General features: G+C 31.8%; 27 protein-coding genes and 6 pseudogenes. 26 read left to right on the top strand and 7 right to left on the bottom strand.

Going from position 1 to position 26565, the window contains the following annotated elements; all coding sequences use genetic code 11:
* The first annotated feature begins 75 nt into the window (after window positions 1-75).
* From MVE64_RS01460 to MVE64_RS01450, 3 genes are all read left to right on the top strand, one after another.
* On the top strand, window positions 76-669 hold the full coding sequence (locus MVE64_RS01460; protein ID WP_281730487.1) for a kinase: 594 nt from the start codon (window positions 76-78) through the stop codon (window positions 667-669).
* A 240-nt stretch (window positions 670-909) separates the two neighbouring features.
* The gene (locus MVE64_RS01455; RefSeq protein ID WP_247343066.1) at window positions 910-1572 is read left to right on the top strand and encodes a hypothetical protein; all 663 of its coding nucleotides are present in this window, start codon (window positions 910-912) and stop codon (window positions 1570-1572) included.
* Between the two features lie 248 nt (window positions 1573-1820).
* The gene (locus tag MVE64_RS01450; protein WP_247343063.1) at window positions 1821-2213 is read left to right on the top strand and encodes a hypothetical protein; all 393 of its coding nucleotides are present in this window, start codon (window positions 1821-1823) and stop codon (window positions 2211-2213) included.
* A gap of 205 nt (window positions 2214-2418) precedes the next feature.
* On the opposite strand, the gene MVE64_RS01445 is transcribed toward MVE64_RS01450, so the two are convergent.
* From MVE64_RS01445 to MVE64_RS01430, 4 genes are all read right to left on the bottom strand, one after another.
* Window positions 2419-2601, bottom strand: coding sequence for a DUF4083 domain-containing protein (locus MVE64_RS01445; RefSeq protein WP_247343061.1), 183 nt, complete (start codon window positions 2599-2601; stop codon window positions 2419-2421).
* Between the two features lie 274 nt (window positions 2602-2875).
* On the bottom strand, window positions 2876-3319 hold the full coding sequence (locus MVE64_RS01440; RefSeq protein ID WP_247343059.1) for an EVE domain-containing protein: 444 nt from the start codon (window positions 3317-3319) through the stop codon (window positions 2876-2878).
* Between the two features lie 5 nt (window positions 3320-3324).
* Window positions 3325-3720 (bottom strand): rhodanese-like domain-containing protein, encoded by a 396-nt coding sequence (locus MVE64_RS01435; protein ID WP_247343056.1) that lies wholly within the window; start codon window positions 3718-3720, stop codon window positions 3325-3327.
* Between the two features lie 18 nt (window positions 3721-3738).
* Window positions 3739-4161 carry a MarR family winged helix-turn-helix transcriptional regulator gene (locus tag MVE64_RS01430; RefSeq protein ID WP_247343053.1) on the bottom strand — a complete coding sequence of 141 codons (423 nt, stop codon included), beginning with the start codon at window positions 4159-4161 and terminating at the stop codon, window positions 3739-3741.
* A 636-nt stretch (window positions 4162-4797) separates the two neighbouring features.
* On the opposite strand from MVE64_RS01430, the gene MVE64_RS01425 reads away from it, so the two are divergent.
* The 3 genes and pseudogenes from MVE64_RS01425 (at window position 4798) to aac(6') (ending at window position 7908) form a co-directional block, all read left to right on the top strand.
* Window positions 4798-6906, top strand: a complete 2109-nt coding sequence (locus MVE64_RS01425; protein WP_247343051.1) for a penicillin-binding protein — start codon at window positions 4798-4800, stop codon at window positions 6904-6906.
* Between the two features lie 185 nt (window positions 6907-7091).
* A complete protein-coding gene (locus MVE64_RS01420) occupies window positions 7092-7331 on the top strand; it encodes a hypothetical protein (RefSeq protein ID WP_247343048.1) in 240 nt (79 codons plus the stop codon).
* 143 nt (window positions 7332-7474) lie between these two features.
* Window positions 7475-7908: pseudogene (gene aac(6'), locus MVE64_RS01415) on the top strand (aminoglycoside 6'-N-acetyltransferase).
* Between the two features lie 207 nt (window positions 7909-8115).
* Here aac(6') and MVE64_RS01410 read toward each other — a convergent pair.
* Window positions 8116-8310, bottom strand: coding sequence for a hypothetical protein (locus MVE64_RS01410; RefSeq protein ID WP_247343046.1), 195 nt, complete (start codon window positions 8308-8310; stop codon window positions 8116-8118).
* A gap of 189 nt (window positions 8311-8499) precedes the next feature.
* Here MVE64_RS01410 and MVE64_RS01405 point away from each other — a divergent pair, with 189 nt between their 5' ends.
* Entirely contained in the window at window positions 8500-9309 is an 810-nt protein-coding gene (locus MVE64_RS01405; RefSeq protein WP_247343045.1) for a class I SAM-dependent methyltransferase, read from the top strand.
* A 211-nt stretch (window positions 9310-9520) separates the two neighbouring features.
* Window positions 9521-10090, top strand: a complete 570-nt coding sequence (locus MVE64_RS01400) for a GNAT family N-acetyltransferase (protein ID WP_247343043.1) — start codon at window positions 9521-9523, stop codon at window positions 10088-10090.
* 208 nt (window positions 10091-10298) lie between these two features.
* Here MVE64_RS01400 and MVE64_RS01395 read toward each other — a convergent pair whose 3' ends face one another.
* Complete coding sequence (locus MVE64_RS01395; protein ID WP_247343041.1) at window positions 10299-10742, bottom strand: GNAT family N-acetyltransferase; 444 nt, start codon at window positions 10740-10742, stop codon at window positions 10299-10301.
* Between the two features lie 165 nt (window positions 10743-10907).
* On the opposite strand from MVE64_RS01395, the gene MVE64_RS01390 reads away from it, so the two are divergent.
* The 11 genes and pseudogenes from MVE64_RS01390 (at window position 10908) to MVE64_RS01340 (ending at window position 18909) form a co-directional block, all read left to right on the top strand.
* Window positions 10908-11285, top strand: coding sequence for an ACT domain-containing protein (locus MVE64_RS01390; protein WP_247343038.1), 378 nt, complete (start codon window positions 10908-10910; stop codon window positions 11283-11285).
* A gap of 631 nt (window positions 11286-11916) precedes the next feature.
* Window positions 11917-12363, top strand: coding sequence for a VOC family protein (locus MVE64_RS01385; protein WP_247343036.1), 447 nt, complete (start codon window positions 11917-11919; stop codon window positions 12361-12363).
* A gap of 284 nt (window positions 12364-12647) precedes the next feature.
* Complete coding sequence (locus MVE64_RS01380) at window positions 12648-13286, top strand: DUF3885 domain-containing protein (RefSeq protein ID WP_247343033.1); 639 nt, start codon at window positions 12648-12650, stop codon at window positions 13284-13286.
* 456 nt (window positions 13287-13742) lie between these two features.
* Window positions 13743-14182 (top strand): annotated as a pseudogene (locus tag MVE64_RS01375) (YaiI/YqxD family protein).
* Between the two features lie 43 nt (window positions 14183-14225).
* Complete coding sequence (locus MVE64_RS01370) at window positions 14226-14411, top strand: hypothetical protein (RefSeq protein WP_247343031.1); 186 nt, start codon at window positions 14226-14228, stop codon at window positions 14409-14411.
* A gap of 215 nt (window positions 14412-14626) precedes the next feature.
* Window positions 14627-15187 (top strand): annotated as a pseudogene (locus tag MVE64_RS01365) (class I SAM-dependent methyltransferase).
* Window positions 15188-15440: 253 nt separating this feature from the next.
* A pseudogene (locus tag MVE64_RS01360) lies at window positions 15441-15512 on the top strand (recombinase family protein); the annotation flags it as partial.
* Window positions 15513-15612: 100 nt separating this feature from the next.
* Window positions 15613-16575 (top strand): annotated as a pseudogene (locus MVE64_RS01355) (helix-turn-helix transcriptional regulator).
* 70 nt (window positions 16576-16645) lie between these two features.
* Window positions 16646-17281, top strand: coding sequence for a type 1 glutamine amidotransferase family protein (locus MVE64_RS01350; RefSeq protein ID WP_247343028.1), 636 nt, complete (start codon window positions 16646-16648; stop codon window positions 17279-17281).
* Window positions 17282-17576: 295 nt separating this feature from the next.
* Window positions 17577-18079, top strand: a pseudogene (locus MVE64_RS01345) (GrpB family protein).
* Between the two features lie 428 nt (window positions 18080-18507).
* Window positions 18508-18909 carry a hypothetical protein gene (locus MVE64_RS01340; RefSeq protein ID WP_247343026.1) on the top strand — a complete coding sequence of 134 codons (402 nt, stop codon included), beginning with the start codon at window positions 18508-18510 and terminating at the stop codon, window positions 18907-18909.
* A gap of 455 nt (window positions 18910-19364) precedes the next feature.
* On the opposite strand, the gene MVE64_RS01335 is transcribed toward MVE64_RS01340, so the two are convergent.
* On the bottom strand, window positions 19365-21425 hold the full coding sequence (locus MVE64_RS01335) for a methyl-accepting chemotaxis protein (RefSeq protein ID WP_247343024.1): 2061 nt from the start codon (window positions 21423-21425) through the stop codon (window positions 19365-19367).
* A gap of 475 nt (window positions 21426-21900) precedes the next feature.
* Here MVE64_RS01335 and MVE64_RS01330 point away from each other — a divergent pair, with 475 nt between their 5' ends.
* The 7 genes from MVE64_RS01330 (at window position 21901) to MVE64_RS01300 (ending at window position 26390) form a co-directional block, all read left to right on the top strand.
* Window positions 21901-22212, top strand: a complete 312-nt coding sequence (locus MVE64_RS01330) for a hypothetical protein (protein WP_247343021.1) — start codon at window positions 21901-21903, stop codon at window positions 22210-22212.
* Window positions 22213-22358: 146 nt separating this feature from the next.
* Entirely contained in the window at window positions 22359-22712 is a 354-nt protein-coding gene (locus MVE64_RS01325) for a YunG family protein (protein WP_247343019.1), read from the top strand.
* A 775-nt stretch (window positions 22713-23487) separates the two neighbouring features.
* Entirely contained in the window at window positions 23488-23709 is a 222-nt protein-coding gene (locus MVE64_RS01320; protein ID WP_247343016.1) for a hypothetical protein, read from the top strand.
* Window positions 23696-24148, top strand: coding sequence for a M23 family metallopeptidase (locus MVE64_RS01315; protein WP_247343014.1), 453 nt, complete (start codon window positions 23696-23698; stop codon window positions 24146-24148). The genes MVE64_RS01320 and MVE64_RS01315 overlap by 14 nt, the downstream gene beginning before the upstream one ends.
* 825 nt (window positions 24149-24973) lie before the next feature.
* Window positions 24974-25444, top strand: coding sequence for a hypothetical protein (locus MVE64_RS01310; RefSeq protein WP_247343011.1), 471 nt, complete (start codon window positions 24974-24976; stop codon window positions 25442-25444).
* Between the two features lie 291 nt (window positions 25445-25735).
* Entirely contained in the window at window positions 25736-25915 is a 180-nt protein-coding gene (locus MVE64_RS01305) for a DUF3934 family protein (RefSeq protein WP_247343008.1), read from the top strand.
* Between the two features lie 232 nt (window positions 25916-26147).
* The gene (locus MVE64_RS01300; RefSeq protein WP_247343005.1) at window positions 26148-26390 is read left to right on the top strand and encodes a hypothetical protein; all 243 of its coding nucleotides are present in this window, start codon (window positions 26148-26150) and stop codon (window positions 26388-26390) included.
* Window positions 26391-26565: the final 175 nt, after the last annotated feature.

Raw genomic sequence — 26565 nt, 5'->3', positions numbered from 1 at the left:
GCTAAGAGAGTTACACTTTAACGAACGGAACAGGTTAATGTAATTATGTATATTAAAAATAGGTGGGATTAGGGCATTGAAGATAAAATAACAACATTATTGAAAAACATTCCAAAAGTTGAAAAAGGTAAAAAGGTTGTACTCGGAATAGATGGATTAAGTCGCTCAGGTAAAACAACATTAGTAAGAAACATCGAAGAGCATATTCAAGAAAAAGATATTTTTTCTTGTGTTTTACATATAGACGATTACATTGTAGAGAGAGAAAGACGTTATAGCACTGGTAATGAAGAGTGGTATGAATATTACAATTTGCAATGGGATGTAGAATGGCTAAAAGAGAATTTATTCAAAAGGCTTAAAGAATCTAATGAATTGAAATTATTAACATATGACTATAATTCAGATTCACAAAAATTATGTTCGGTCAAGGTACCAGATACATGTCTAATTATTATCGAAGGAGTGTTTTTACAAAGAAAAGAGTGGAGAAATTACTTCGATTTTATTATTTTTCTGAATTGTATACGAGAAGAGAGATTCAAACGTGAAAGTGTTGATTCGCAAAATAACATTGAGAAGTTTGAAAAAAGATACTGGAAAGCAGAAGATTATTATATGAAAACAGTTTCGCCAATAGAACAAGCCGATTTAGTTATACAGAATTAAAATATAGAATGAATAGGCTTACACTAAAACTAAAGGCTCAAGATAAAATGTAAAAACAGCTTTGTATAATATTAAGTCTTTTAGTAATGGTGAGGAGGTTCCTTTTGATCTAGTTACAGGGAATCAATAATTACTTTGTTAAATTAACATATACAATGATATGCATTGCTATTGGAAAATAATCACATATTGGTATTTTAGATTGGTTTTAATCAATTGAAATGTAAAGGGGTAAGGGTTTTGGCAAACACATCATTATTTATTGGTATTGACACTAGCCTTTCTATATCATCTAATATTGGAAAGAGAAAACAATTTAAGATCAAAAGAGTACAGTTTGAAGAGTTATCTCCAACTGTTACATTTGCTTGTTATGAAAAACAAGATACATTAATTCGTACATATTTTTTTAAAGATGTTCTTATCTTATTTGTGGAAGTAACTCCTTTTATTCAGCAGTTTGAAGAAATGTTTGGTCAAAGCCACACAGAAATGGATGTATTTACAACTGATATATCTCACGAAATACTTATTTCTAAATTCATAAAAGTGATTGCAGAAAAGAAAGAGGGTTATACAGAATCTTCGTATCTGCATATATATGGTCAAAAACACTGGCATGATGATGCAATAATAGTTGGGAACAAAACAGCACTAAAAGAATTAAGAGATGTTATTGACAATGCTATTCAATATGGAGAAGGACGGTTGGGGACCTCATCTAGTGATGGTGAAGGTTATGAATTGTTCATATCATGTTTGCCAGGTGAAACAGAAAATAATAAGGATTGGAAACAGATTACACTCCCTTATCATGATAAAGAGATATATGTTCCTAATGAAGATGAGGTTGACCCTTTTTCTCATTTAAAGCTATACAAAAATTTATTACGAAGAAAATAAATTCTTTGACAACGCGGCTTTAATTCAAAAATGATCTTCAACAATAAAAAGCGCTGTTCTTTATTAAATAAGGATAGTAGCTTTTTTATTTATAGGGTCAGTTTGTAGAACAACGATGAAGAAAAATTCATAAAAAAGTAGTTGTAGAATTCCCTTTAGGATTTTTGAATATTTTTACAGGAGAGGAATTTGAAATTGAAATTTATGGTAATATGATTGTGTATTATAGCATTGAGAGGGTGGTAATAGTGTTTAAGAAATTTTCAACAACATTATTATTAGTTTTATTACTATTAATTACTGCTTGTCAAACACAAAAAAATGTAACATATACTACAGAAGGTGACAATTGGATAGCTAAGATAGATGTAATGCAAACAGGTGATAAGGAAATACAGAGTTTAATACTTCAATATCAAGGGGACGATCTTGAAAGCATCGGAGGAAGTAAAATAAAGTATCATATTGAAACCGATACAGGTTCGTCTAGTGGTACGGGTGTATTAAGAAAAGGCGTAGTTTTGGAAGTAGAAGTTGGCAACTGTAGTGGGTGTGCTTTTGTTCAAGAAGATGACGAGTTTATTTTAACTGTTGAATGGGATGAGAAAATAGAAAGTTTTACTTTGAAAATTGATAAATAAACCAAAGAAACTAGATAGTTATAATTTACATAATACAATTAGTTGGTGAAATAGCAATCTTCAACAAACGAAAAGCTTTTCTGGAATAAGGAAGGTGCTTATTCCAGTTTAAGGCTATTATATTGCAGAGTTGAATTCGAAATGTTCCGCAGGCAGAACTAAAAAGATGCTCCATACGTAAAGAGCATCAAAACAATTAAAATTATTATTTAGACTGTTTTTCAAGCAATTCAATAATTCTATCTAATTTCTTATTAATATCGTCAGACGTGCTAACATTCGCCTTAGTATTGATAAGCAGCCTTCGAATAAAAAGAGTAAACGAAATAGCTCCTAAAAGTAGTAAAGAGATTATAACAGCTGAATAAAGAAAATCACCAATGTACATAATTATCTCCTTTATTTTTTGGATAATTATAACATTTATTAAGTTATAGTGTACGTAGTTCTAAGAATAAAATGTACAATCACTCATTTTATTCAACTGATATTCAACAAACAAAGCGCTTATCTTGAATAAAGATAAGTATGTCATGTTAAGGGCTAGTTTAAGATTAATTAGAAAGAAATGGAGATTGTGATTGGTTACATTTAAGCAGAAGATTAGTTTTAGCTAAAGAAGATTTTCTAGTTGTTGTGATTTACTATAGAAAAGAAGGAGATTAGAATATGCTAATCTCCTTCTCATTAACCATGTTTTCTGCAATTAGTTTAAAATCTTTTTCACTGATCTCTAAATGACCATATCGAAAAGTATAACCCCAGTATTTTGTACTTTTAATAAAGGATAGTTGTGAAATTAATGGTTGAATAGGTGTTTCATTACAAGAAATAAAATCTATACTTCTTCGGAAAGGTATGAAATTATTGCCCATATCAACCTGAATGACATCATCAGCTAAAACTTTTCCGATTGCAGTAAATTTTTGATGTGGAGTACTTTCTTTGAATTTGACTTTAGGTGAGTAATAAATAATCCAATCACCAGTATTCATCTTTTTCAAAGGTGTTTGTTTGCCATGACAAAGTTGAGCAAACCCACCTTGCACTGCATTTTTTACATGGTCACGTGAAGCAACCCCGATCCAATACCTGTTATTTTGCATTAGATTCAGCACCCGCAACTATCAGACGAAAGATTTGCATCATTAGAAGAATCAGAGACAGGGAAATTCATCTCTTTCCAAGCTGCAATACCTCCGGTCAACTCTTTTACTTTATAGCCATGTTCTAATAGAAAAGTTGCCACTTTGGCTGCTGTGTTACACCAGACATCCCAACAATAAACAATAATTTCTTTATCTTTCGGAATTTTATGTAAATGATCCGACAACTCCTGTTGGGGAATGATATTAGCATCCTTAATTGTTAGGCTTCTTACATGTTGAGGACCATTTCTTACATCAATCAAAAAGTATTTTTCTGGATCGACCTGTGCCAATCTCAGATAATCCATTGGGCTAATCGTTGCTTCTAGACGTGCATTAAAATAATCAAGTGCGTTCATAATTAAGATACCCTCCAGTTATAAAGTGAACTCCAAATTTTTACAAGAAAATCCTTTAGCAATTGTTTTTCTTGATCGCTTAAAGAGGCCTAATACATCTAATTCCGTATTGATTAGAAAATCCCAGCGTGAATCTAATACTTCATTCCCTTTAGATGTAACCAAAAGACTATAGGACCTTCTGTCATTAGGATTCCTTGTCCTTTCTACAAACCCTAAAGCTTCTAAATGATCGATATGACTTACCATTGTTGTCCGATCAATTTGTAGGTTTTCAGAAATATCCTTTTGTGATGAATAAGGATTCCCATTAATAAATAAAAGTACCCCATATTGTCTAGCGTTAATTGCATATGGTACAAGTCCCTCAGCAAATTTAGTTTCCATTTGCTGAAGAACTTTTCCAAGCAAAAAACCATAAGATTGATTCCATTTTTCCAAAGCAATATTTACCTCCTTGTAAAGTAAGTTTAACTGATAATCAGTATAACTGATTAATTGCCGCACTTCAAGTACTTATGTTCGTATAAATTTATAATATATAAAAAATCTACATCAAAAAGGTGCAACTCGTATAGTAATTAATCTGCTAATTTCAGCTACCTGAAATTGAGGAGTATTTCTGCCTGAAAGTCTAGGTAATTAAATAATAAGATTCCTAACACTGTTCTTCAACAAACAAAGCGCTGTTGTTGAGGACCAGTAAATTAACCGAGTCTTTTGACATAAGTGAACTTCATATCATATATAAACTAATATGAGTGGAGGGGAAGACCTTGGATTTACTGGTTTTTTTGTTTCCTATCGTTATACCATTCTTAATATTATTAATTTGTATTATAGGTTTTACTACCGAAGTGTTTAAAAAGAAAGATAAAAATTCAAAGTTTTCAATCAGTAAATGTCTACCAAAAAATGCTTATCCTTAAAAAATTAAGGATAAGCACTTTTTTATATTCAAGGAAATTTAAAAATGAATCTTTTTATCCATTTAACTCTAAGGTTTCTGTAAAAAAATTTACATGTTAAAATATTCCTAAAATCACTATACACTAGACAATGAAAATGAGGTATATGATGAATGATAAAAAGTTAGTAAATATGAATCGAGGATCTGTATTTCTATCATTAATTTTTTTTGTTTTGTTTTTAGTAGTCTTATTTCGCTTCCTGTATATTATGATAACTGGAACAGTAGATGGTGTGAATCTTGTTGAAAATAAGGAAACTAGAATAACAAAAGAAGGTATTCTAGAAGGGAAAAAAGGAGAAATACTTACTAGCGATGGTGAAAAAATTGCAGTCGATTCACAAGTATATACAGTGATAGGTGTACTTAGCAAAGAAAACCCAAACCATATAAAAGACATTCCAGATACTGCAGCAAAATTGGCTAGAGTATTAAAAACTGATTCCAAAGCTATTGAAAAATCGTTAAGTGATAGTAAAGCATATCAAGTAGAGTTAGGTAAAATAGGAAGAAATATAACGTTTACGCAAATGCAAGAAATAAGTGATCTCGATCTTCCAGGAATCATCTTTGCTCCAGATATTAGAAGAACTTACCCATTAGGTGATTTTGCTTCACACATTGTAGGAATCACTGATTTCGATGGTATAGGTATATCAGGCATCGAAAAGGAATATTCAGAAGAGTTATTAGGGACAGATGGATACATAAAAAAGAAGATTGATGGGTTTATAGGATTAGGCTATGATTTGCCTCAGGAAGATTCAAAATCTAAGCCTCCTCAAAATGGAAACAATATATATACAACATTAGATATGAACATTCAGACGATTCTAGAAGACTCAATGAATCAAGTTGTTAAAGAATACAATCCTGAAAAAATCATAGGGATTGTGATGGACCCTAAAACTGGTGAGATAGTAGCTCTAAGTAATAGACCCTCAATTTATCCCAATGAGCAAAATGAAGTTAATTATTTGAACTATGCCTTGTCATCTTCCTTTGAACCTGGCTCTACAATGAAGATATTTACACTTGCAGCTGCTATTAATGAAGGGGTTTATCATGGCCAAGAGAAATATAAATCAGGAGCAATAGAAGTTACTGGTGAATTGATCCATGATCACAATAAAACGGGCTGGGGAATAATTACATATGATAAGGGTGTTGAGCTTTCGTCAAATGTCGCATTTACTATCCTAGCAAAAGACAAATTAGGCTTTGATAGGTTCTATCGTTACTTACAGGAGTTTGGATTTGATAAAAAAACAGGAATAGATATGGGTAATGAAGGATTAGGTAAATTCGTTTATAATCGTCCAATTGAAAAAGCTACCACAGCGTTTGGTCAAGGATCTACTTTTACTCCAATTCAATTAGTTACTGCAGCTTCTTCTATCGCGAACGATGGTAAGATGATGAAGCCTTACGTCATAAAGAAAATTACGGATGAAAGTGGGGGAATTCTTGAAGAAAACAAACCTAAAGTTTTGAATAACCCAGTAAGTGCCGAAACAGCTAAGAAGACAAGAGAATTACTAACCTCTGTTGTAACGGATGGTACAGGAACCCACTTTCAGCTAAATGATTTTCAGGTTGCTGGTAAAACAGGAACTGCACAAATTTCTGACGGTGAAGGGGGTTATCAAGTTGGGAGAAATAATTATATGTTTTCATTTTTAGGAATGGCTCCTGCAGAAGACCCTAGGTTGATAATGTATGTTGCAGTTGAAAAACCAAATTTGAAGGCAGATCAAGTAGGAGCAAATGCTGTTTCGGAAATATTTAATACTGTAATGGATTATAGTCTTAAAAAGCTAAACGCTACTTCTGATGTAGACAATAACAATAGTAACAGTGAAGAAGTAACACCAACAATCATGGAATCCTATAAAGAAAAATCAGTTAAGAATTCAGTTAGCATCCTAAAAGACAAAGGGTTAGAACCTATAATACTTGGTCGAGGAAAAAAGGTAATAGAGACAGAACCAATTAAAGGAACAGAGTTGTTAAAGGGTTCAAAAGTATTAATAAAGACAGAAGGTAAAAAGGTAATGCCTGATATAACTGGATGGAGCCTTTCTGATGTTATGAAACTAAGTAGCTTAACTGGACTAGAAATTCAACATGAAGGAAATGGATTTGTAACTTCACAAAGTATAGGTGAAGGTAAAGAAATTAAAGAAGGAAACAAACTTTCTATAAAATTAAAGTAAAGGTCATATTCAACAATAGAAGCGCCTTTCTGGAACAAGGAAAGGTGCTTACTTCTGTTGTTGAAATGTCAGATTTGAGAAAATCACTTAGAAATCGCTAGATATTTTGAAGAGGTTCACTTAAACGGAGCAGTTTAGTTATAGAAAAAATGCTAAAATTTATGTTACAAAGGGAGGTGGATGCCTTGCTTGCATTAAGAGAATTTGCATCAAGTTTTTTATTTATAGTGAGTTGTTTAATATTTGCAATAAGTGCATTTTTACTTTATTGGGCAGTTATAATGCCTATACTTGCAATTATTCCATTTCTTATTTCTCTGGTTACTGAAATTTATTATGTTTTTACAGTTCAAGAAAACTTGATACTAAAAAAGATAAATAATACTTTAATGAACGGCTATGCTTCTTTAACTATCCGTGCTTGAGTTAAGGTGCAATCTTCAACTATAAAAGCGCTTTTCCAGAACAAAGAAAAGCTTTTTTCACGGGATAAAGAAGGGTTAGGATTAATGAAAATAGAATATATTAGTAACTTAATCAAATGGAAAAATTAATTTGGAGGTTTTATATGCTAAAAGAGGCGACATTACCGGAAGCAAAAGAAGCTGCTCACCTTGCTTTACTACTTTGGCCAGATCACACTTTAGAGGATTATATGCAAGAAATGACGCATCTTATTGCTCAGCCTGATGCAACGGTTATTTTAGCTTATTATGACAGCGAACCAATTGGATTTGCACAATGCCAACTGAGATATGATTATGTTGAAGGGACAAGTTCAAGTCCGGTAGGATATTTAGAGGGACTTTACGTAAAAGAGGCATTTCGCAAACAAGGCTTTGCTAAAAATTTAATTAATGCTTGTGAGAAATGGGCTAAGAAAAAGGTTGTCACGAGTTTGCTAGTGACTGTGAATTAGAAAATGAAAAAAGCTTATCAATGCATCTTAAATTAGGATTTAGTGAAGCAAATCGAATTATTTGTTTTAAAAAGATGATATAAGATCAGGAGTAACCTGAGGATTCATCAATCAAATTAAACGACTTTATTTTACTTATATCTTGAATTCGAGTCTTCCTCAAAAGAAGCGCCTTTGTTTAATATAAATATATGGTGTCTATTTATTCGACGTATTATGTGTAACAAAAAAATAAACTGTTCCAGGAGGACAGTTTAATTAAGAGGTGTTTGAGAAGCGATTCTCATATACTAAGTTTCATTTTTTCTTTTGTGATTAGCTCCGAAAATGGCGATATAAACACCTGAGAAAACAGCAATCCAGAGAATAATATTCATACTTATCAGCTCCCTTAATAAGATAATTCCATGAAATGTGATTTCATTCCAAAAACTAGATTTTAATTGTTTCGCAGTACGCTTAAATAGTGAAGGATTAACCTTCAACAATAATAGCGCCTTTCTTGAACAAGGAAAGACGCTTATTTCTGTTAAAGGCCAGATCGTTTAAGATCACAGGTGTAATTCATTCAAGGAAATGAGACCCGTAATTAAACTAACTATGCATCTTAGCTTATGAAGGGTTCCTAGCTTTTTTATAGAATTAAAAGTAAAAGCTTAGAAAAGGTGAAATTGATGAGTGAAATAATTAACTATTATAATCAATTTGATGAGTGGGGGAGGCTTGAACGTGAACCAATTGAATTCCAAGTAAATTGGCACTATATGAAAAAATATTTACCTAAATCGGGATATGTGCTTGATAATGGTGCAGGACCAGGAAAATACTCAATGGAGCTAGCCAAAGATGGCTATAATGTAACATTAACGGATTTAACTCCAAAATTAGTCGGAATTGCAAAAAATAAAGCAAAAGAACTTGATTTGGAAGGACAATTTAATGGTTTTTATACAGCTGATGCTAGGGAACTTAAAATGATAAAAGATGAACAGTTTGACTCATCGTTAATGCTTGGTCCGATGTATCATTTGCAGGAAGAAAATGACCGTATTATGGCAGTAAAAGAATTAAATAGAGTGACAAAAAAGAATGGAATTGTTTTTGTTGCCTTTATGCCTAGAGTTAAACACATACTTACATCGCTCCTATCACCTGAGAATTGGAAGCCGAACAATAATATTGATACCATTCTTAAATTTTCTCAATCAGGATGTTTTAATCACTCTGATGAGGGACGTTTTACAGGTGCATATTACTTTAATATTGAGGAAATCAATCCTTTTATGGAAGCTCAAGGATTTGAAACTGTAGATTTGATAGGTTCAAATGTAGGAACCATTTTAAACAATGATAGTTGGAATTATTGGAGAGATAAAGGTGAACAAGAAGTTAAGAAAATTATTGATTTAATTAAAGAAAAAGCAACAGATCCTTATATCTTAGGTATTTCATCTCACTTGCTATACATTGGTAGGAAAAAGTAAAACTTGGTATTTCCTTATGACCTTATAAGGATCGATTCTTAAACAGGGTATAGCTTTATGGGTTTGATTATTAAAGCAGATTTAAAGTACTTAAAGTCACGGGAACATTAGTAGGCTGTTGTTATGATCTTCAGCTATCGAAGCGCGTTTATGTAATGGTTTTATATTTAGTGGAACACGGATGATGAAATTTAGTTCAGGAGGTGTTTGAATGAATATTATACTTGAAGAATTAGAAGGCAAACATGTCAAATTAGTACCTATGTGTAAAGGTCATGTGCAAGGATTATATGAAATCGGTAGTGATCGGAATATATGGACCTACTTACCAAGCGTAGTTTCTACGTTTGATGATATGAAGGTTTTTATAGAATCAGCTTTGAATAATAAGGAGAATGGTTCTGAATATCCATTTGTTATCATAGAAAAAGAGACAAGCAAAATTATTGGTACCACACGTTTTTTAAATATATCAACTTCAAACAAAACAGTAGAAATAGGATGGACTTGGTTGACTCCCTCAGTCTGGGGAACAAGCGTAAACAAAGAGTGTAAATTTCTATTATTACGATATTGTTTTGAAAGTCTAGGAACTATTCGCGTACAATTTAAAACAGATGAACAAAACATTCGATCTCAAAGAGCTATTGAAGGGATCGGTGCAACAAAAGAGGGAACTTTAAGAAACCACATGATTAGAAGAGACGGTACTTATCGAAATTCAGTGTTTTACAGTATTATAGAAAGTGAATGGGGACTACTAAAAAAGAAGTTCTTTTAGATTTATCTTCAGCAATCAAAGCGCAAATGTGCAACATTCGTGTCTTTTTTATGTAAGAAAGTGCGATTGTTCAACAATGGCAAATTTCATTTTACTAACATAAGCGAGTATTGGAATAAAAGAGATAAAGAAATAAAAATTATGAAAAGACAAAAGCATAAAAATAAAGACCTCCAATTTAGAGGTCTTTCCAAAAAGGCGTTTTTGGTTATATTGAATAGTTCATCCAACTTCCAAGAGAACCACCCATCTTTTCATAAAATCTTTGGGCACGGTAATTATCAGTTGCAGTTACCCACCCCATATGTGCATACTCATTTTCTTTTGTATATTTTTCGCATTGTTTAAACAGTTCTTGTGCTACCCCTGTTCCTCTTGCGATCTCAACTACAAATAAATCATTCATTACAGTTATTTTATCAGCTTTCGTTGTACTAAAACTAAAATATAATGTTGCAAAGCCGAGAAGGTTACCATCTTTTTCAGCTACGAATTGAATACCTCTATTTTTTTCTATTAACGTGTCAATTAAATTATGTATGTTTTTAATAGGAGGTTTGGGTCTTTCATAAAAATCAACGATATAATGATTCATTAAATCGGTCAATTGGTTCATATCATCTTTTTCTACACATCTGATTATTAAGGACATTATTGATTTTCTCTCCCTTTCCTATTTAATACCTATTGTATAAATTTACACTAAAATGTAAAATTATACAATAATAGGATGAGTTTTAATTTTTTTACTGAATTAGCAGGTGCGATGTTGCAAAAAAGCAGCGGAGTATCCGTTTTTAATTAGGGGGCGATAAATATGAATTTAGTCATATTGGAAACGGTATTCTCTGTTGTGAAATTACAAACAACAGAAGAGATACCATCTTGGGCAGGCAAAGGCGAATTCTTTTCAATTACACGTACAAATGAAGAACTCTCAATTGTATGTCCTACATCCAATGTTCCTGGTAGTAATCTAAAGGACGTGGAACATGATTGGAAATGTATAAAAGTAGAGGGTGTATTAGATTTTAGTTTAACAGGAATATTATCATCTTTAGCTAATCCATTGGCGGAAAACAATATAAGCATTTTTGCTATTTCTACTTTTAATACAGATTACTTGTTGATTAAAGTGCATTCCATAGAAAAAGCAAAATCAGTTTTAGAGAATGCTGGTCATATATTTATCTAGTATTAAAAAAATACACAACTAACGGGGACTTTAGTTCAATCTTATCTTCCGCAAAAAGCGCTAATGTGTATTAACATTTGCGTTCTTTTTATATCAAAGGCAAAAGTAATTCATTTAAAAAGAGAATCTTAGATCTTTCATATGTTAGTATTTATGTAATGCTATTTATCAAAGGGGTTTTTCGATGCAAAAGTATTTTATTATTTTGGCGTATTTTCTGTTCTTGATTCCTCTTATATTTATCACGAATTTCTTTTTGAACTTTATTGTGGTTGAAAAGATACAAGGCTTACCGATATTTTCCCCTCTAGTTTTTTGTTCCATCGGTCTGTTTTTTGCTGTTAAGGCGTACCAAATCCAAAAGAACACTTTAACAATGGGGGCTTTATAATAGTAAACTTACTTTTATTATTATTTCCTTTTGTCTATATGATCGGAGGTACTGTTATATTTGGTGTTTAAAATTTTGAGAATATCTTCAACAATAAAACCATCTTTCTGGAACAAAGAAAGGTGCTTATTTACGTTTAATGGAAAAGTGATAGAAGGTATATCTTGAGAAAGATAGAAGATATATATTATGAATTTTAAGAGAGTAGAAATTGTAAATAATTATTAAAGGAGAGAAGAGATGAATCGTTTAAATTTAATTACATTGGGCGTAAAGGATATGATAGAATCACTTCATTTCTATCGTGAAGGACTAGGATTTAAAGTCTTAGTATATGGAGATGAATCAAATCCTGACGTTATTTTCTTTAATAATTCAGGAACAAAAATTTTATTGTTTCCAATCGATCGATTAGTAAAAGATATTAGTACAGAAAAACCTCCAGAATTAGGAAGTGGATTTGGAGGAATCACGCTTGGCTTTAACGGAAATTCAATAGAAGAAGTTGATGAGGTATTTACCTTAGCTAAAAAAGCTGGAGCTAAAGTTATAAAGGAGCCACAAACTGTATTTTGGGGTGGTTATAGTGGCTATTTCCAAGACCCTAATGGATACTATTGGGAAGTTGCCTATGGAGAGAATTGGGAATTCGATGAGAATGATATGTTAGTTATTGGTGAAAATTAAGACATAATGTGATCTTCCACAAACGAAGCGCGAATGTATAATTACATTTGCGCTTTTTTTAGTATAGGATCTAATGAATGTAAAGCAATTCGGAGATAATTATAACATACCTAAAGAAAAATTTGATTCATAATATAAACTTTTGGTCAAATGGAAATTATTTCAGATTAGAAAACCAGTATTTGAAATGACGAATACTTATGATAGTTTGCGTTTGTCAAAATTTAATGTATAGTCCTTGGTTATTTGTCTGATATGCAGATTGAATTTTATGAGGTGTTGGAATGAATTTAAAAGAATTTATGCAAGAAACATTCCCCAATTTAGAGCTAAAACCACCTTTGTTTTATAGTTGGGATATTGGTATACGGTTTGAACTTGGTGTAGAGTGGAAAAGGGAATACGATTATCCCAACAACCCATATGTATTGGGGTGTTATAAAAGAGCGATTACTTTATTTGAAGCAATACACTCTCCTACGGATGATATATTTGTAGTGATAGATGTAAATGATTTTGATAAAGGAAAAAATATTAAACGTGAATTAAAGAACTTTTCACCTTATGTTGAGAAATCGCATTTGTATAGGTTAAAACATCTAATGATGCCATATATTTTCCCAGAAGATGACGATGAAGGAACATATAGAACACATAGATTTACTCTAAAGTGTAAAACCACTGAATTTAAATTCAAACCTTTGTTAAAATCATTATGTAATCAGGATTTAGGTTTAAAACCAAGTATTTATCATCGGGTTTATTTCATAAATATTAACAAAAAAACTATCTTTCACGTTTACGATGACAGGGGTTGTGATTTATTGGCAACTTCACCTGAAACAATAAGAGATATGTATGAAATATTTAATGAGTGGATTTTGGATTATGACAAACCTGAAATTGACAAGGTTTTTAATTGAATTATGAAGAAGGGGAAACACCATTTCTGGCGTTTCCCTCTAATATATCAAAAATCAACATTAAAGTTTAACAGAGCCTTAAACTAAAATAACTTACAATAAAACCTACAATAGCAATAGGTATCCTATCAAGCTTATGACTGATAAAATTAATGAAATACATCCTAATAATAGAGAAATAACTGCCTTTTTATTTAATAGTAGCATTATTTACGGCTTTCTTTCTATTGATTTCATTCTCTTCGGATTATGATTATCCATATTCCCCACCTAACCTATTTTCTGGGCGTTTTTTTGACGACCAATTGCCAACAAAATCCTATAATGTATAATATGAGGATGAAAATATAACAGAAGAAATCCTTTAAAGTATTATATAAAAGTCACCAGTCCCTTTTATAGTTGAAAAAGATTCAGTTAAATACTAAGTCGAACTTCTTGAAAGGAGGAAGAAAAATGAAAATTTATGTGGATGCAGATGCTTGTCCTGTGAAAGAGATTATTATTTCTGAAGCAAGGAATTATGAAATCCCGGTTATCCTTGTTACAAGCTTTTCTCATTTTTCTAATGCAGAACAGCCAACAGGAGTAGAAACCATTTATGTTGATTCTGGAGCAGATGCTGCAGATTATCGGATTGTGAAGTTGGTAGAAAAAGGAGATATTATTGTGACGCAAGATTATGGTCTTGCTTCGCTAGGTTTAGCAAAAGGAATTATTGTCCTCCACCATACAGGATTCAGTTATACAAATGAAAATATTGACCAATTATTGCAAACCCGCTATTTAAGTGCAATGGCTCGAAAAAGTGGAAAGCGAACAAAGGGACCAAAGCCTTTACAGCAGAAGACCGGGAGCAATTTAGGGATCTTTTTAAACAGGTTATTTCTAGTTAAAAAATTAGGCTAAACTCAGAGATTAAAAAAGGAGCTAAATATTTTGAAGTACATAAAATCGCAAATGCAACAACTAATTAAGGAAAATAAAGAACTGCATACCCGCTTTAAAGAACTGAAGGCAGAAATGGGTCTTGAAAAAAACAATGCCCTTAAGGCCTTGTACCATTCAGAAGTTGCCGATGGAGGAAAGTACCAGGTAGCTTACCAAGCACTTGACCAAATTTAAAAGTAAATTCTATTCTTGTTTATGCTGACTAAAATATTGTTATACATGTATGTTTTATTGATATGATTCTTCAGTAATAAAAGCGCAATTCATGAAAATGAATTGCGCTAATTTACTTTTAAAAAGGGCATTAAAATTAATGAAAAGCAAATATTCTCTTTTTATTCTAAAATGTTTTTAAGACGAAGATATAATTTTTAGGAGGATATAAAGTCATGGTTTTACAAGAAAAAGAATTTAAAATTGTTCTTGGCGCGGGTGAATACAATAATAATCCTGGTTGGATACACACTTAGGAAAACGAGCTGAATTTATTAGACAATTCCACATGGGAAGAAAGTTACAATGAAAACTCTTTATCGGCTATTCTTGCTGAACATGTTTGGGAGCATCTTACCCATGAAGAAGGAATTAATGCAGCAAAACTTTGCTATAGGTATTTGAAAACAGGTGGATATATTCGATGTGCAGTTCCAGATGGATTTTTTCCTGATGTTGAGTATCAAAATATAGTTAAGGTAGGTGGACCTGGTCCAAAAGATCATCCAGCTGCTAGTCATAAAATCATACATAACTATAAAACTCTATCTAAAATGTTTGAATCAGCAGGGTTTGAGGCTAACTTACTTGAATATTGTGATGAGAATGGTATCTTTCATTATAATGATTGGGATGGATCTAAAGGGGTAATTTTTCGTTCCAAAAAATATGACCCACGAAATCAAGGAGATAAACTGGTTTTCCCATCTTTAATAGTAGATGCGATAAAGAGATAAATATATATAACAATCTTCAACAACCGAAGCGTAATTCTTGAATAGAATTGCGCTTTTTGATTGCACATGTACATATTTATTCAAAATTGGATTGGATAAATATGTTAATATAGAGTGGTTAGTATACAAAGTTAAGGAAAGCGAGTAGCTTACTTCGCCAGTTGTGACATAATGAGCTGTTTCAATGAGAGTAAATAGAAAACAGTCCTAAGCTAGGTGGAAATTTAAAGTCAGATAAAAAAATATCATAAAAGCTGGAATAAATTTTGCGGTGAAGCTATATAAGGAAGGAAATGTGACTGTAAATCAAATTTGTGAAATTACAAAATGTCTAGTGCCTCCATATAGAAGGGAACAGTTGATGGGTTATACTAAAAATCAAAAAAATATAGTAGAAAATAAATTCCAGATAGAGGTGGAATTATATGCCTAAAATTGACAATATACTAGCCATTCTATGGATGCTTAGTCCAGGTGAAAAAATTACTGCAAAACAAATTTCAGAAAAGTTAGAGATGAATATAAGGACTGTGTATCGTTATATTGATACACTTTCAACAAGTGGCGTACCTATAATTTCAGAACCAGGACATAACGGTGGATACACTTTATTGAACAATTTTATTGAAGTGCTCTATTTTTTGATTTGGAAGAGCAAACCTCACTATATCATGCTGCTGTTTTTGCAGAAGAAGCCGGATATTATGGTACTGAAGCACTAAATGAGGTTTATTTCAAAGCTAAGCAACTATTCAAATCAAGGGCAGGAAACAAGGGTAAACCAACATTTAACCAGTCTTGAAGTAATAAGTCGAATAAGTTCCCTTTCCAAGGAACCTTTCTTGAGGGAGTTGGAGAAGGCCGTAGCTGACGGATACACTGTGAAAATTCAATACGATAAAGGTGGCGAAGAGAAATCAAAATATAGATTGGTTGATCCGTACAGAATTATTTATTGGAATAATAAGTGGTATGTGATTGGATTTTGTCATCTTAGGAATGATATTCGAAGTTTTAGAGTAGATCGAATTGAAACTCTAATGCTATTCGAAAATAAGTTTAACCGGCCAGAACATTTTTCAGCACGTGATTTTTTTATGAAAAACCTCCTTCCAACTATAGAACATAAGGAAGAGATTATTTCTTTAATTATTAATGGAAATACAAGGGCGTTGGATGATATTTGCCAACATTGGTTTTTAGGACATTATTTACAAGAACGGACTTCAAATCAAGCAGTTTTTCTTCTTGAAAAAGATATGATACATACATATGTACCTTATTTACTTTTACCGTACAATAAATCTATTAAAGTTATTGAGCCAATAAGTCTTAAGAAAAGACTTATTGAAGTTCTGTCGGAATTAATAAAATTTCATCAAGTATAATAACTTCCCTGACGTTAACTGTCAGGGAAGTTTTATTATAATAGCTATATCAATTGTGATTGGAGTGTTAATGAATGCAAACAAAAAAGTTTTTCTATATGTATTTAATACAATGTCGGACTGGGAATATGGATATTTAATTGCTGAACTAAACTCAGGAAGATATTTCAAAAAAGATTTAGCACCTTTAAAAGTAATTACAGTAGGAGCTAATAAAGAAATGATTACTACTATGGGAGGACTGAGCATAAAACCAGATATTTCCCTTGATGAATGTACTCTTGAGAGTAAAGATCTTTTAATTTTACCAGGAGGGACTACTTGGAGTGAAGAAATTCATCAGCCTATCTTGGAAAGAATTGGCCAAGCTTTAAGGCTTGGCACTATTGTTGCTGCAATTTGTGGTGCAACTGTGGCTCTTGCGAATATGGGGTACTTAGATTCTAGTAAACACACAAGCAATGACTTAGAGTATATTAAAATGGTCTGCCCTAATTATAAAGGAGAAAAGTTTTATGAGCTGGGACCTGCGGTATCTGATGCGAATTTAGTTACCGCATCAGGAGTAGCTCCTCTGGAATTTGCAATGGAAGTACTGAAAAAATTAGATGTATTTGCTCCAGATACATTACATTCATGGTATAACCTAAATAAGACTCATAAACCTGAATACTTCTTCCAGTTAATGAATTCAATAAATAAATAGATAAATAAATGAAGTAACTGAAAAGCTCAATTTCTCTATTTTTATTTGTAAAGAAGTTGGGCTTTTTATGTTTTTTAGCTAAGCTCACGTTAATTCAATAACCATTCTTTTGCAATAAAAGCGCCATTCTTGATAAGGATGTCGTCCTTTTTCATTTAAAAAGAAAGATCGTAGAACAACAATTACAAGATTGTGAAGAAATAAACTTACACTTACGGGCAGTTATATTCAACAACAGATTGGTAATGCAATATTCCAAAGGAGAAAAACGGTAAGCGTATAAGGAGTGATAAAAATGGTAGGGTTGCCAAAAGGAGAGGTTTTTTTAATTCCATGGACAGAAGATTGGGAAAGGGAATTTTTATTAGAAAAAGAAAAATTCAAAATGAAGTTTGTGACTACATTGTAAGAATTCACCATATTGGTAGTACGGCTGTAAAGAAGCTAAGTGCAAAACCGATTATTGATATTGCGGTTGAAATCAATGATTTTAGTGTAGGTGAGAATTGTGTTTCTCCCTTAGCAAAGATAGGTTACTCATATAAAGGGATAAACATTTTACCTGACAGACACTATTTTAGTAAAGGTGAACCAAGAACTCACCAAATCCATATGTACCAAAGCGGAAATAAATTTTTACACGAACAGCTGAAATTTAGAGATTATTTGAGAAATAACGAAAAAGCAAGAATTGAATATGAAGAACTTAAATATAAATTATCAGAACTGAATAATAATAAGCACAAATACACAGAGAAAAAAACTCAATTTGTTAAATCAATTTTAGAACAAATTTAAGGTATTTCTTATTACGAACGGGTGCGCTAAATGTTTAAGTTTTATAAAAACAGACTAATAAATAATAACCCATATCTTTGAATTGTATATTGAGTTGTTGACGGATTTTTGCAAACTAGTTTTTTTTAGGTGTTTTTATTTTTCTTCAATCATTACAATCTTTTCCATACTTAAAAATATAATGAATATGATTATTGTAAACTTAATAGCCATTACTTCCATTCCTATTCTAAATTATCTCATAAAGGTTTCAAACTGTTTATTGGTAAAACAAAGCGCGTTTCTGAGATACGAATGCGTCTTAATTAATGGAAGGACTACTTTTGTGTTGTTAACATTTTAGAAACAATTTTAAAGGCGTCTGAGTTTCATTGTTTAGGATGCTAGTAAATAGCAGATATAGAATGATGTAACAGGGAGTGTTGGTAATGTTTGAAAAACTAAGGAAAGTTAGTATGAGAACGGCCGTAATTATGGGGTGCTGTTTTTACTCATTGACAATCTTAATTCATATTCTCATAATTATGGGCATTATTCCACTAACATGGGTTAATGGTGGTCGGTCTGAATCCTTTGAGAATCAGTTACCAATATCTATACTTAACTTGATTACTGCTATTATTGGAGTTCTTTTTACAGTGACTGTTGGTGCAAACATACAATCAAAATTCAATAGATGGATAACCACTATATGTTGGTTTTTCGTAGTACTTTGGACTTACGGGTTCATACAACAATTGTTTGGAACACTATTTGAAAAAATGGTTTGTTCATTAATCTTGCTTCTAGGAGTTATTTCCAGCTTACGAATGGCTATTGAAAAAAGATAGTGTGGAAATTAGATTATCTTTGCAATGTGGCGCTGTTGTTGAGTAAGGGTGGTGTTTAATTTAGTAAAAGATCAGGTGGGCGTTTTATAGGCTATAATATAAATTACTTTTAAAAAATGAACGAGAGGGATATTGTGAAATTATTATTTTCTATTCTCTTAGCTGGATTACTAGGTTTTTAACAATTCAAAGCACTGTTCTTGAATGAGGATTTGTACTCTTTATTATGATAAAGGCCAAATGATTGAATAATACAGCTGGATTTTTAAATGATATTTTACGTTTAATAATCTAAACAATAAAAGCACATTTTATTAAAAATGTGCTTCCAAATTGTCTTCAAAAGGGTTTTAGAATGATTTACATTCCGAAAACCTTTTGTTATGAATTAGTTCAATTAATAGATGAATATCTAAATGCAAAGTAATTCTAAGGGACGCTCAACACTTTATTATTTAAATTTTAAATTGATTGATTTCATTCTGTAATTCACTCGACATTCTTGATAATTCTTCTGTTGCTGCTGCTACTTGCTCCATAATAGCAGATTGCTGTTCAGTGGCGGCTGAAACACTTTGTGCACTTTCATCATTTGAGATCGAAATGTTATTAATTGCATTTGCTACTTCTTTTAGCGAATTTGTTTCTTTAACAATTTCCATAAGCAATTGATACGTATGATCGATTCGGCTACTAACATCGTTAATAGATGAAGAAATATTTTGGAATGCAACTCCGGTTGCCTCTACTACTTGAATACCAGATTTTGTTGATTCTGTACTAGAATCCATCATTTGAACTGAACCATGAATTCCTTCCTGAATTTCTAGGATTAAACTAGTAATTTCGCTTGAAGCATTACTCGATTGTTCTGCAAGCTTTCGGACCTCATCAGCTACTACGGCAAAACCTTTCCCATGCTCTCCTGCTCTTGCTGCTTCAATGGCTGCATTTAATGCTAGAAGATTTGTTTGTGCGGCAATTGATGTAATCATAGACACAATTTCTTCTATCTTTTTAGATTTTTCACTTAATTCATTTATAGCATCTGAAGATTTAGTAACAGTTAGATTAATCTCATTCATTTGTTTTTTTACATCTTGAACATTTCCGTTTCCATTTTGAGCTAATCTTGAAGTTGACAAAGAATGTTCTTTTACACCCTCGATTGTTTCTGCAATATTATTCATTTTTTCAATCATGTCAATAGTATTCTTATTCATTGTATTTACATAGCTTGTTTGTTTTGTATTGTTAGTTGCTACAAATTGTATTGAATTTGCCACCTCTGTGATAGACTTGCTAGTTTCTTCAGCACTAGCAGATAATTCTTCAGAACTGGATGCAACTAGTTGGCTAGTGTCATTCATTTTATAAATCATTTCTTTTAGTTTTTCCAATGCATTGTTATAGTGAGTGCCCATTTCTCCAATTTCATCATTAGATTTAATAGTTATGGGGTGAGTAAGATCACCTTCAGCTAAAAATCCGATTTGATGAACAAATTCTTTGATACGATTTGAAAAACGGCCTGTAAATATAAAAATAACAAGAACGGCAAAAGCTAAAATAATAAAAGATATCGTCATAGACTTGTATAATAGTTTTTGAACGGCCTCATATAGTTCACGAGTTGGAGCATTTGCTACTAGCTTCCAACCTGTAGAAGGGAACGTTTTATAATATGCTTCCCATTCATGATTGTTTCGTTGAATAAGTTCAGTACCTGAATCTGTGTTTAGTACCTTTTCGCCAAATGTCTTTAATCCTTGGTCTTCTAAAATAGATTCATTCATCACTTTTTGATCATCTGGATGGGAAATGAGTATACCTGTTGAATCTACCATATAGAAAAATCCTGTTTTTTCAAACTTTTGTTCAGCTATCATAGTTTGAATAGTTGATAAATCATAATCAGCTGTTACAACACCAATGAGTTTTCCTTGATCAACTATAGGTAATGCAGCTGTGATCATCGTAATTCCCATTGTTTCATCAAAATAGGGGTCTGTCCAAGTAACTTTTCCTTTTTCAGCATTTTTACCTGTAAGATACCAATCAGTATGATGATAATCATATGCCGGGTCTTCATAGTCTTCAGTGTAGACAACATTTTCTCCATCTTTATAAACGTAAGGACCAAAAAACTCCTCTTTTTCATCATATAGATATGGTTCTATCCATATACCTGCCCCTAAAGTGTTTGAGTTTAGTGGCACCATTTCTTCTAAGAACATTCGATAATCTTCTTTTGACAATGAAGTTCCTTTTGATTGATAAAGAGCTACAATACCCTCAGCTATTTTTTCATGAGAGGAAATTTCATTTTTCATTTTTTCAGAAATGGCATCTAAATCATTGTTAACACTTAACCTTGTTACGTTAGATACTTCTTTTTTTGTATCCATAAAGCTTAGTGAAGTAATAGAAATAGTTGATAGTAAAATAATCGGTACAAAAACTAAAAGCATCTTTATTCTAAGACTAGAAAATTTGTTTTTAAGCTTTTTCATCATATAACCCCACCTTCCCTTAATAACGACATAATTCGACATTTTTTCTTATATGTTTTATATCGGATCATAATCAAAAATATTTATTAAGAAATTGTAAAGGTTAGGTCTATTTTTATCTCTGACTAAGGTTCGATTTTCTTGTAACAGATCCTCCAAAACAAAGGGCTTTTTAGTTCAAATGCAATCTTCAACATCTTTTCTCCAACTATTGAAGCGCGACAGTTTAACAAGCAAATATTACAAAAGTGGATCTTCCACAAATTAGAAAGTTTCATTTTAATACCTAATATCAGCATTAAACTTTAATAGCCAAATTTAAACTTACGACGAGATGATTGAAGAATATGACAATATAAGTACAATTGTTTACTTTGCGATTTATTTAGACTAGGTTGATATGTTAAAATTAGGTAAATGAATACAAGAAAAACATAGTCTATAGAAGGAATATTAACAAAGACTACGAAGGGAAAAAATGAACAATTGGGAAACCTTGCCCTCATGGTTTTGGGCAGTATACTATTTATTTTTATTAATAACTTTAGTAGCTGCAATATTTAGTGTTTTAAAAAGGGTTAACAAAAGTTTGTCTATTTTAGGCATTTTAATTACTTTTTCACTTCCGATAATTGGGGTAGTCAATAGTATTGGTAGAGCAGAGGGAATGAACGAATTTGAACATTTAGTTAGTCAGATTCAACAAGGTGCTATGTGGTCTATTTTTACCTTGATAGGTTTTATGTTTTTATTTCTTTGGTGGGTTTTATTCTTGCGTAATATCAAATAAGATGATTCAATAATGAGCTTAACCAGAAAGATTAGGTTTATGATTCTATATTTCTCTGAAATAGCTTTTTGTTTTCCTTATTGAAGCAACGAGAAGGCTAGCTTTAAAGTTCGAAATAAATGAATTTATGACAAAAGAGGTTTTCTATGAGAACTAATACGGTAAATATAGAACAAATAGCGGACGCTTTGTTTGAATCTTGGTCTTTAGAGTCAAGTTCAAAATGGAGTAAGGTCAATCCTGCCAAGGGACAATGTGGTGTGACCACATTAGTAGTAAATGATATATTGGGTGGGGAAATACGGAAGACCAAACTGGCTGATGGATGGCATTTTTATAATTTTATTAATAACAAACGATACGATTTAACAGCTTCTCAATTTAAAGGGAACATTATATATAATGATTTTCTTTCCAATCGAGAAGAAGCATTTGCCGATACCAATAAGCAACAGTATGACTACTTAAAACAAAAAGTATTAAAGTTCTTATTCAACTAAAGGGAATAAGTGTTATATGTAAAACAATACACGTCTAAAACAAAAACGGACCTATTATTAAAGGTCCGTTTTTGATCGTATCTTCTCAATTCTTCTTACATCTAAGTTTAAAATTAAAGCAATCATACTCCAAAAAAGCAGGACTGTAGAAAATAGTAACATTCATAATCAAAGCGCAATCCATAAAAGGATTGCGCTTTATTTTAGGTAAAGATATTTCAGTAATATCTGGGATATTATGGTAAAATCAGTGTGTTATTTCAATCTTTAGCTTAGAAAGTGATCGGATAAAGTTGAAAAAGCGGAAAGGAATTGTGAATCGTTAAACATAACTGGCAGGTTAGATAAAAAAGAGCTTCATTGATAAAGCAGGAAGTTATTAGAAAAAAAGCAAACATTCAAGCGCTATTCTTGAATAAGAGTGTGTACTCTTTATCATGTTACAAGGCTATTTATCAAGTAATCTAAAAGGTATCTTTCTTTTGTTAATGTTTCTGTATGGGTTTTTTAATAAGGCAAATCAATAGGGGGAGAAAGTTATATTAGTCAGGAGTTTTAGAAAAATAGGTGTAATAAATTGTATTTTAATAGCAATAATTCTATTGTTGTGGATTGGTGTTTTTTTTATTAATGGCATAATCGGTGCTTATGCTTGGGCCTTACTTAAAATGATACTTCCTATTTTGGGGGTCTTTGGTGTATTTATAAATATCTTTTTGTTTATTTTTTGTATGGTAAAAAGGAAAAAAATAATAAAGTATTAGTGAATTTCATTTTGAATTTGGTATTGATTTTTCCTATTCTAATGACCATGAATATTATCGAATTCATCTATCCGATAGATATAGAGCGTGCTGAACCTTCTGTGACAATAAAATGGCCATTGGCTGAAGAAACCATTATCGGTTGGGGTGGTGATTCGATCGAAGATAATTTAATACATGTCACATGGCCATCGGAAAGATGGGCTTTACGATTTAGTAATGAATCCCTATGATATAGGAAGTAAAAATAACGAGGATTATGGGATTTGGGATAAAGAGGTTTATTCTCCTATTTCGGGTGTTGTGATTGCTGCTTACGATGGTGAAAAGGATATCGATCCTGGTTCAGAAGATTTTACTTTATTAGAAGGTAACCATGTTTACATCAAAGTTGATGAAACCGGTACGTACCTTTTACTCAATCATTTAAAAAAAGATAGTGTGACTGTAAAAGAGGGAGATCGGGTAAATGCAGGGGATGTAATCGGACGTATAGGAAACAGTGGGTCAACATCAGAACCCCATTTGCATATTCATCATCAAAGACAAGATCCCACAAAAGTCCTGCACCCTATTTTAGCAGAGGGTCTGCCATTATATTTTGAAGGGATTAATGGAGAGGCTATGCCTAAAAAAGGAGATATTATTATACCTGATATTCTGAAAAATTAGTTGGAATTATTAGGGGAATCACTAGTAATGGGGGCTTTGTTATGGTAAATGAAGTAGCAAAAAAAGAGCGACATTAAAAGAATCAGGTATTTGTTGATGCTTGAACGTTAAAAACTTCAACTTAGAAGGTTGGCGGAAATATTACAACCTGGAATGACTATACTCGATATTGGGTGTGTAACAGGAGCTATTTAGGTTTTTTGGGCAGCCTTTTAATGGTTATTATATTCTTTCACCATTTTATATGATTTGGGGAACATTGATTTTAGGAACATAATATCTTCGAACAAAGCGCATTTCTAGAACGGTGGAAATACGCTTTTTTATGTAGTGTAACGGGAAAGGAATAGGGATATATAAAGAAGTTTTAAGGAATGATAGTAGTTAAATATTGTATTCCTTAACGTGATTTCCTTTGAACATACATATCGTTCAGATGGTACTTCGCTTATAGATATTGGAATGGCTCTCGGAACAGGTTTTTCTGTAATTGTAGCAAGCATTGTGTTTAAGTTATCGTGGGGTCTATATACTGAGGATTATGGTGCTTTGATTACTATCCGCCTTTTTACAGAATTAGTGCTTAAAAGAAAATAAGAGTCTTGAAAGGGAAAAATTTAAGGTTGTTTTGATTATAGAGTGTAAAGAAAGTAGAGCTAGTTGAAAATATATATGGAATCACTGTGCACTCGAAGTGACTAAGGGTAAGTAATATATTTAATAAGGACCCTACAAGTAAAGGGTGCGTTCGTTCAACAATGATCCTCAAATACAGGATAGCATTTAGATAATAAAATGCAATGTAAATTTTATGGGGGAACAGTAATGGAACCACAAACGCTTTTTGTTTATATAGCAAGCTTTATATTTTTGCTCGTGGCGTATATCATTCCTAAAAAAATGAAGCCTTATCAAATTTACGTAAATACAATATTTGCAATAGGATTTGGTCTTCTTGTTGACACAATACTTGCAGTAAAATATAAGTTATATGTTCTTGATAAGCCTGGAGTACAAATACCACCATTAATTGGTCAAGTTATTTTATATGGCACAACAAGCATAATATTACTTAACCTTTACCCATTTAATAAGTCGAAAAAAAGGAAATTTGTTTTTATCTTATATTTTACTTTGATTACTATTGTATTTGAGTTTTTATCTTATAAAGCTGGTTTTATTAAATATAATGAGTGGAAGATGTGGTATTCTGCTTTGTGTTACCCTTTTCTTATTTATTTCCTTATACTGCATTATTATTTCTTTAAGTGGTTAGTTCAACGTACATTAAAGTAAGAAGGGTCATTAATGTATTTTTAAAACAGGGGAGGATGATTAATGAAACTGTGAGGGGGATTATCATCATTTTATTGCGTTAAATTAAAGTAGAAAAGCTGATAATCCATCTGTTGTTCAATTTTGGGAAACTTGGGAAGAGGAAGATTCATGGGGGAAAACTCATTTAGCTTCTACATTTGAGTTTTCTTTTAAATTCTTAAACGGGGTGTTTGGTTTTATGCCAAAGTAAAATGGATAAGACAAGCCAATGATAGATACAATTTAACGTACAAATAATGGAGTGATTCTATGAGTAAAGCTAAGGGTAAAGGCGGAACAGGCAGAGGAACAGGAAAGAAAGGTTGGAATCGTTGGCAAGCTAGTTCAAATAAGGCAAAGAGTGCCAAACCTTACAAAAGTAAAGGTGTTAAAAATCGCGATGGCTCAAAGACAACTAGCAATAATAATGGTAATACTTCCGAAAAATAGTGATTGTTGCTAAATAACGAACATTTCTAAATGAACAAAAGGAGTGCATTCCTTCCACAATGGGGGTGCTTTTTCTATGTAAACAAACGCTTCTTTTTGCGAACTAAAAAGGGAATAAATGTTAAAATAAAGATAGGTGAAGAATATTATCTGCAACAGCTATAACGAGTTGATTTGATGCTAAACGAGAAATCTTAATAACACTTGGGTAATAGTTAGAAAGAGAGGTCTTATGAAAAAACTTCTTCATTTTGTAACATTGATCATTGTATTGATAGTAACGGGATGTTCTACATCTGAAATACCAAAAGAATTTGAAGAATTAACACCTACTAATTCTAATGAGTATTATATAATTGGTTTCGAAAAAAAAGTGTCAGAAGCAGGCTTTGTCCTAGAAAGCGTTGAAAGTTTTAAAAAAGATAAAAAAGTCTCCGGTTTAACAATCTATTATAAAGTTAATGACTCATTTTAAGATAAATATAATTTTCATCAAAAAAAGGGTTTTATCATACTTGAAAAAGATAAATCACCTTATTATGTGGAAAGCTATCAACATTTTCTAGATGAAAAATAAATATATATTTTCTCAACTATCACTGAAATCCTAATTATAAAAAAGTATCATACTTTTACAGAGTATAATAGTA

It is taken from the genome of Metabacillus endolithicus (genome assembly GCF_023078335.1).
Classification (GTDB): Bacteria; Bacillota; Bacilli; order Bacillales; family Bacillaceae; genus Metabacillus; species Metabacillus endolithicus.
This window is presented reverse-complemented; position numbering and strand designations above follow the sequence as displayed.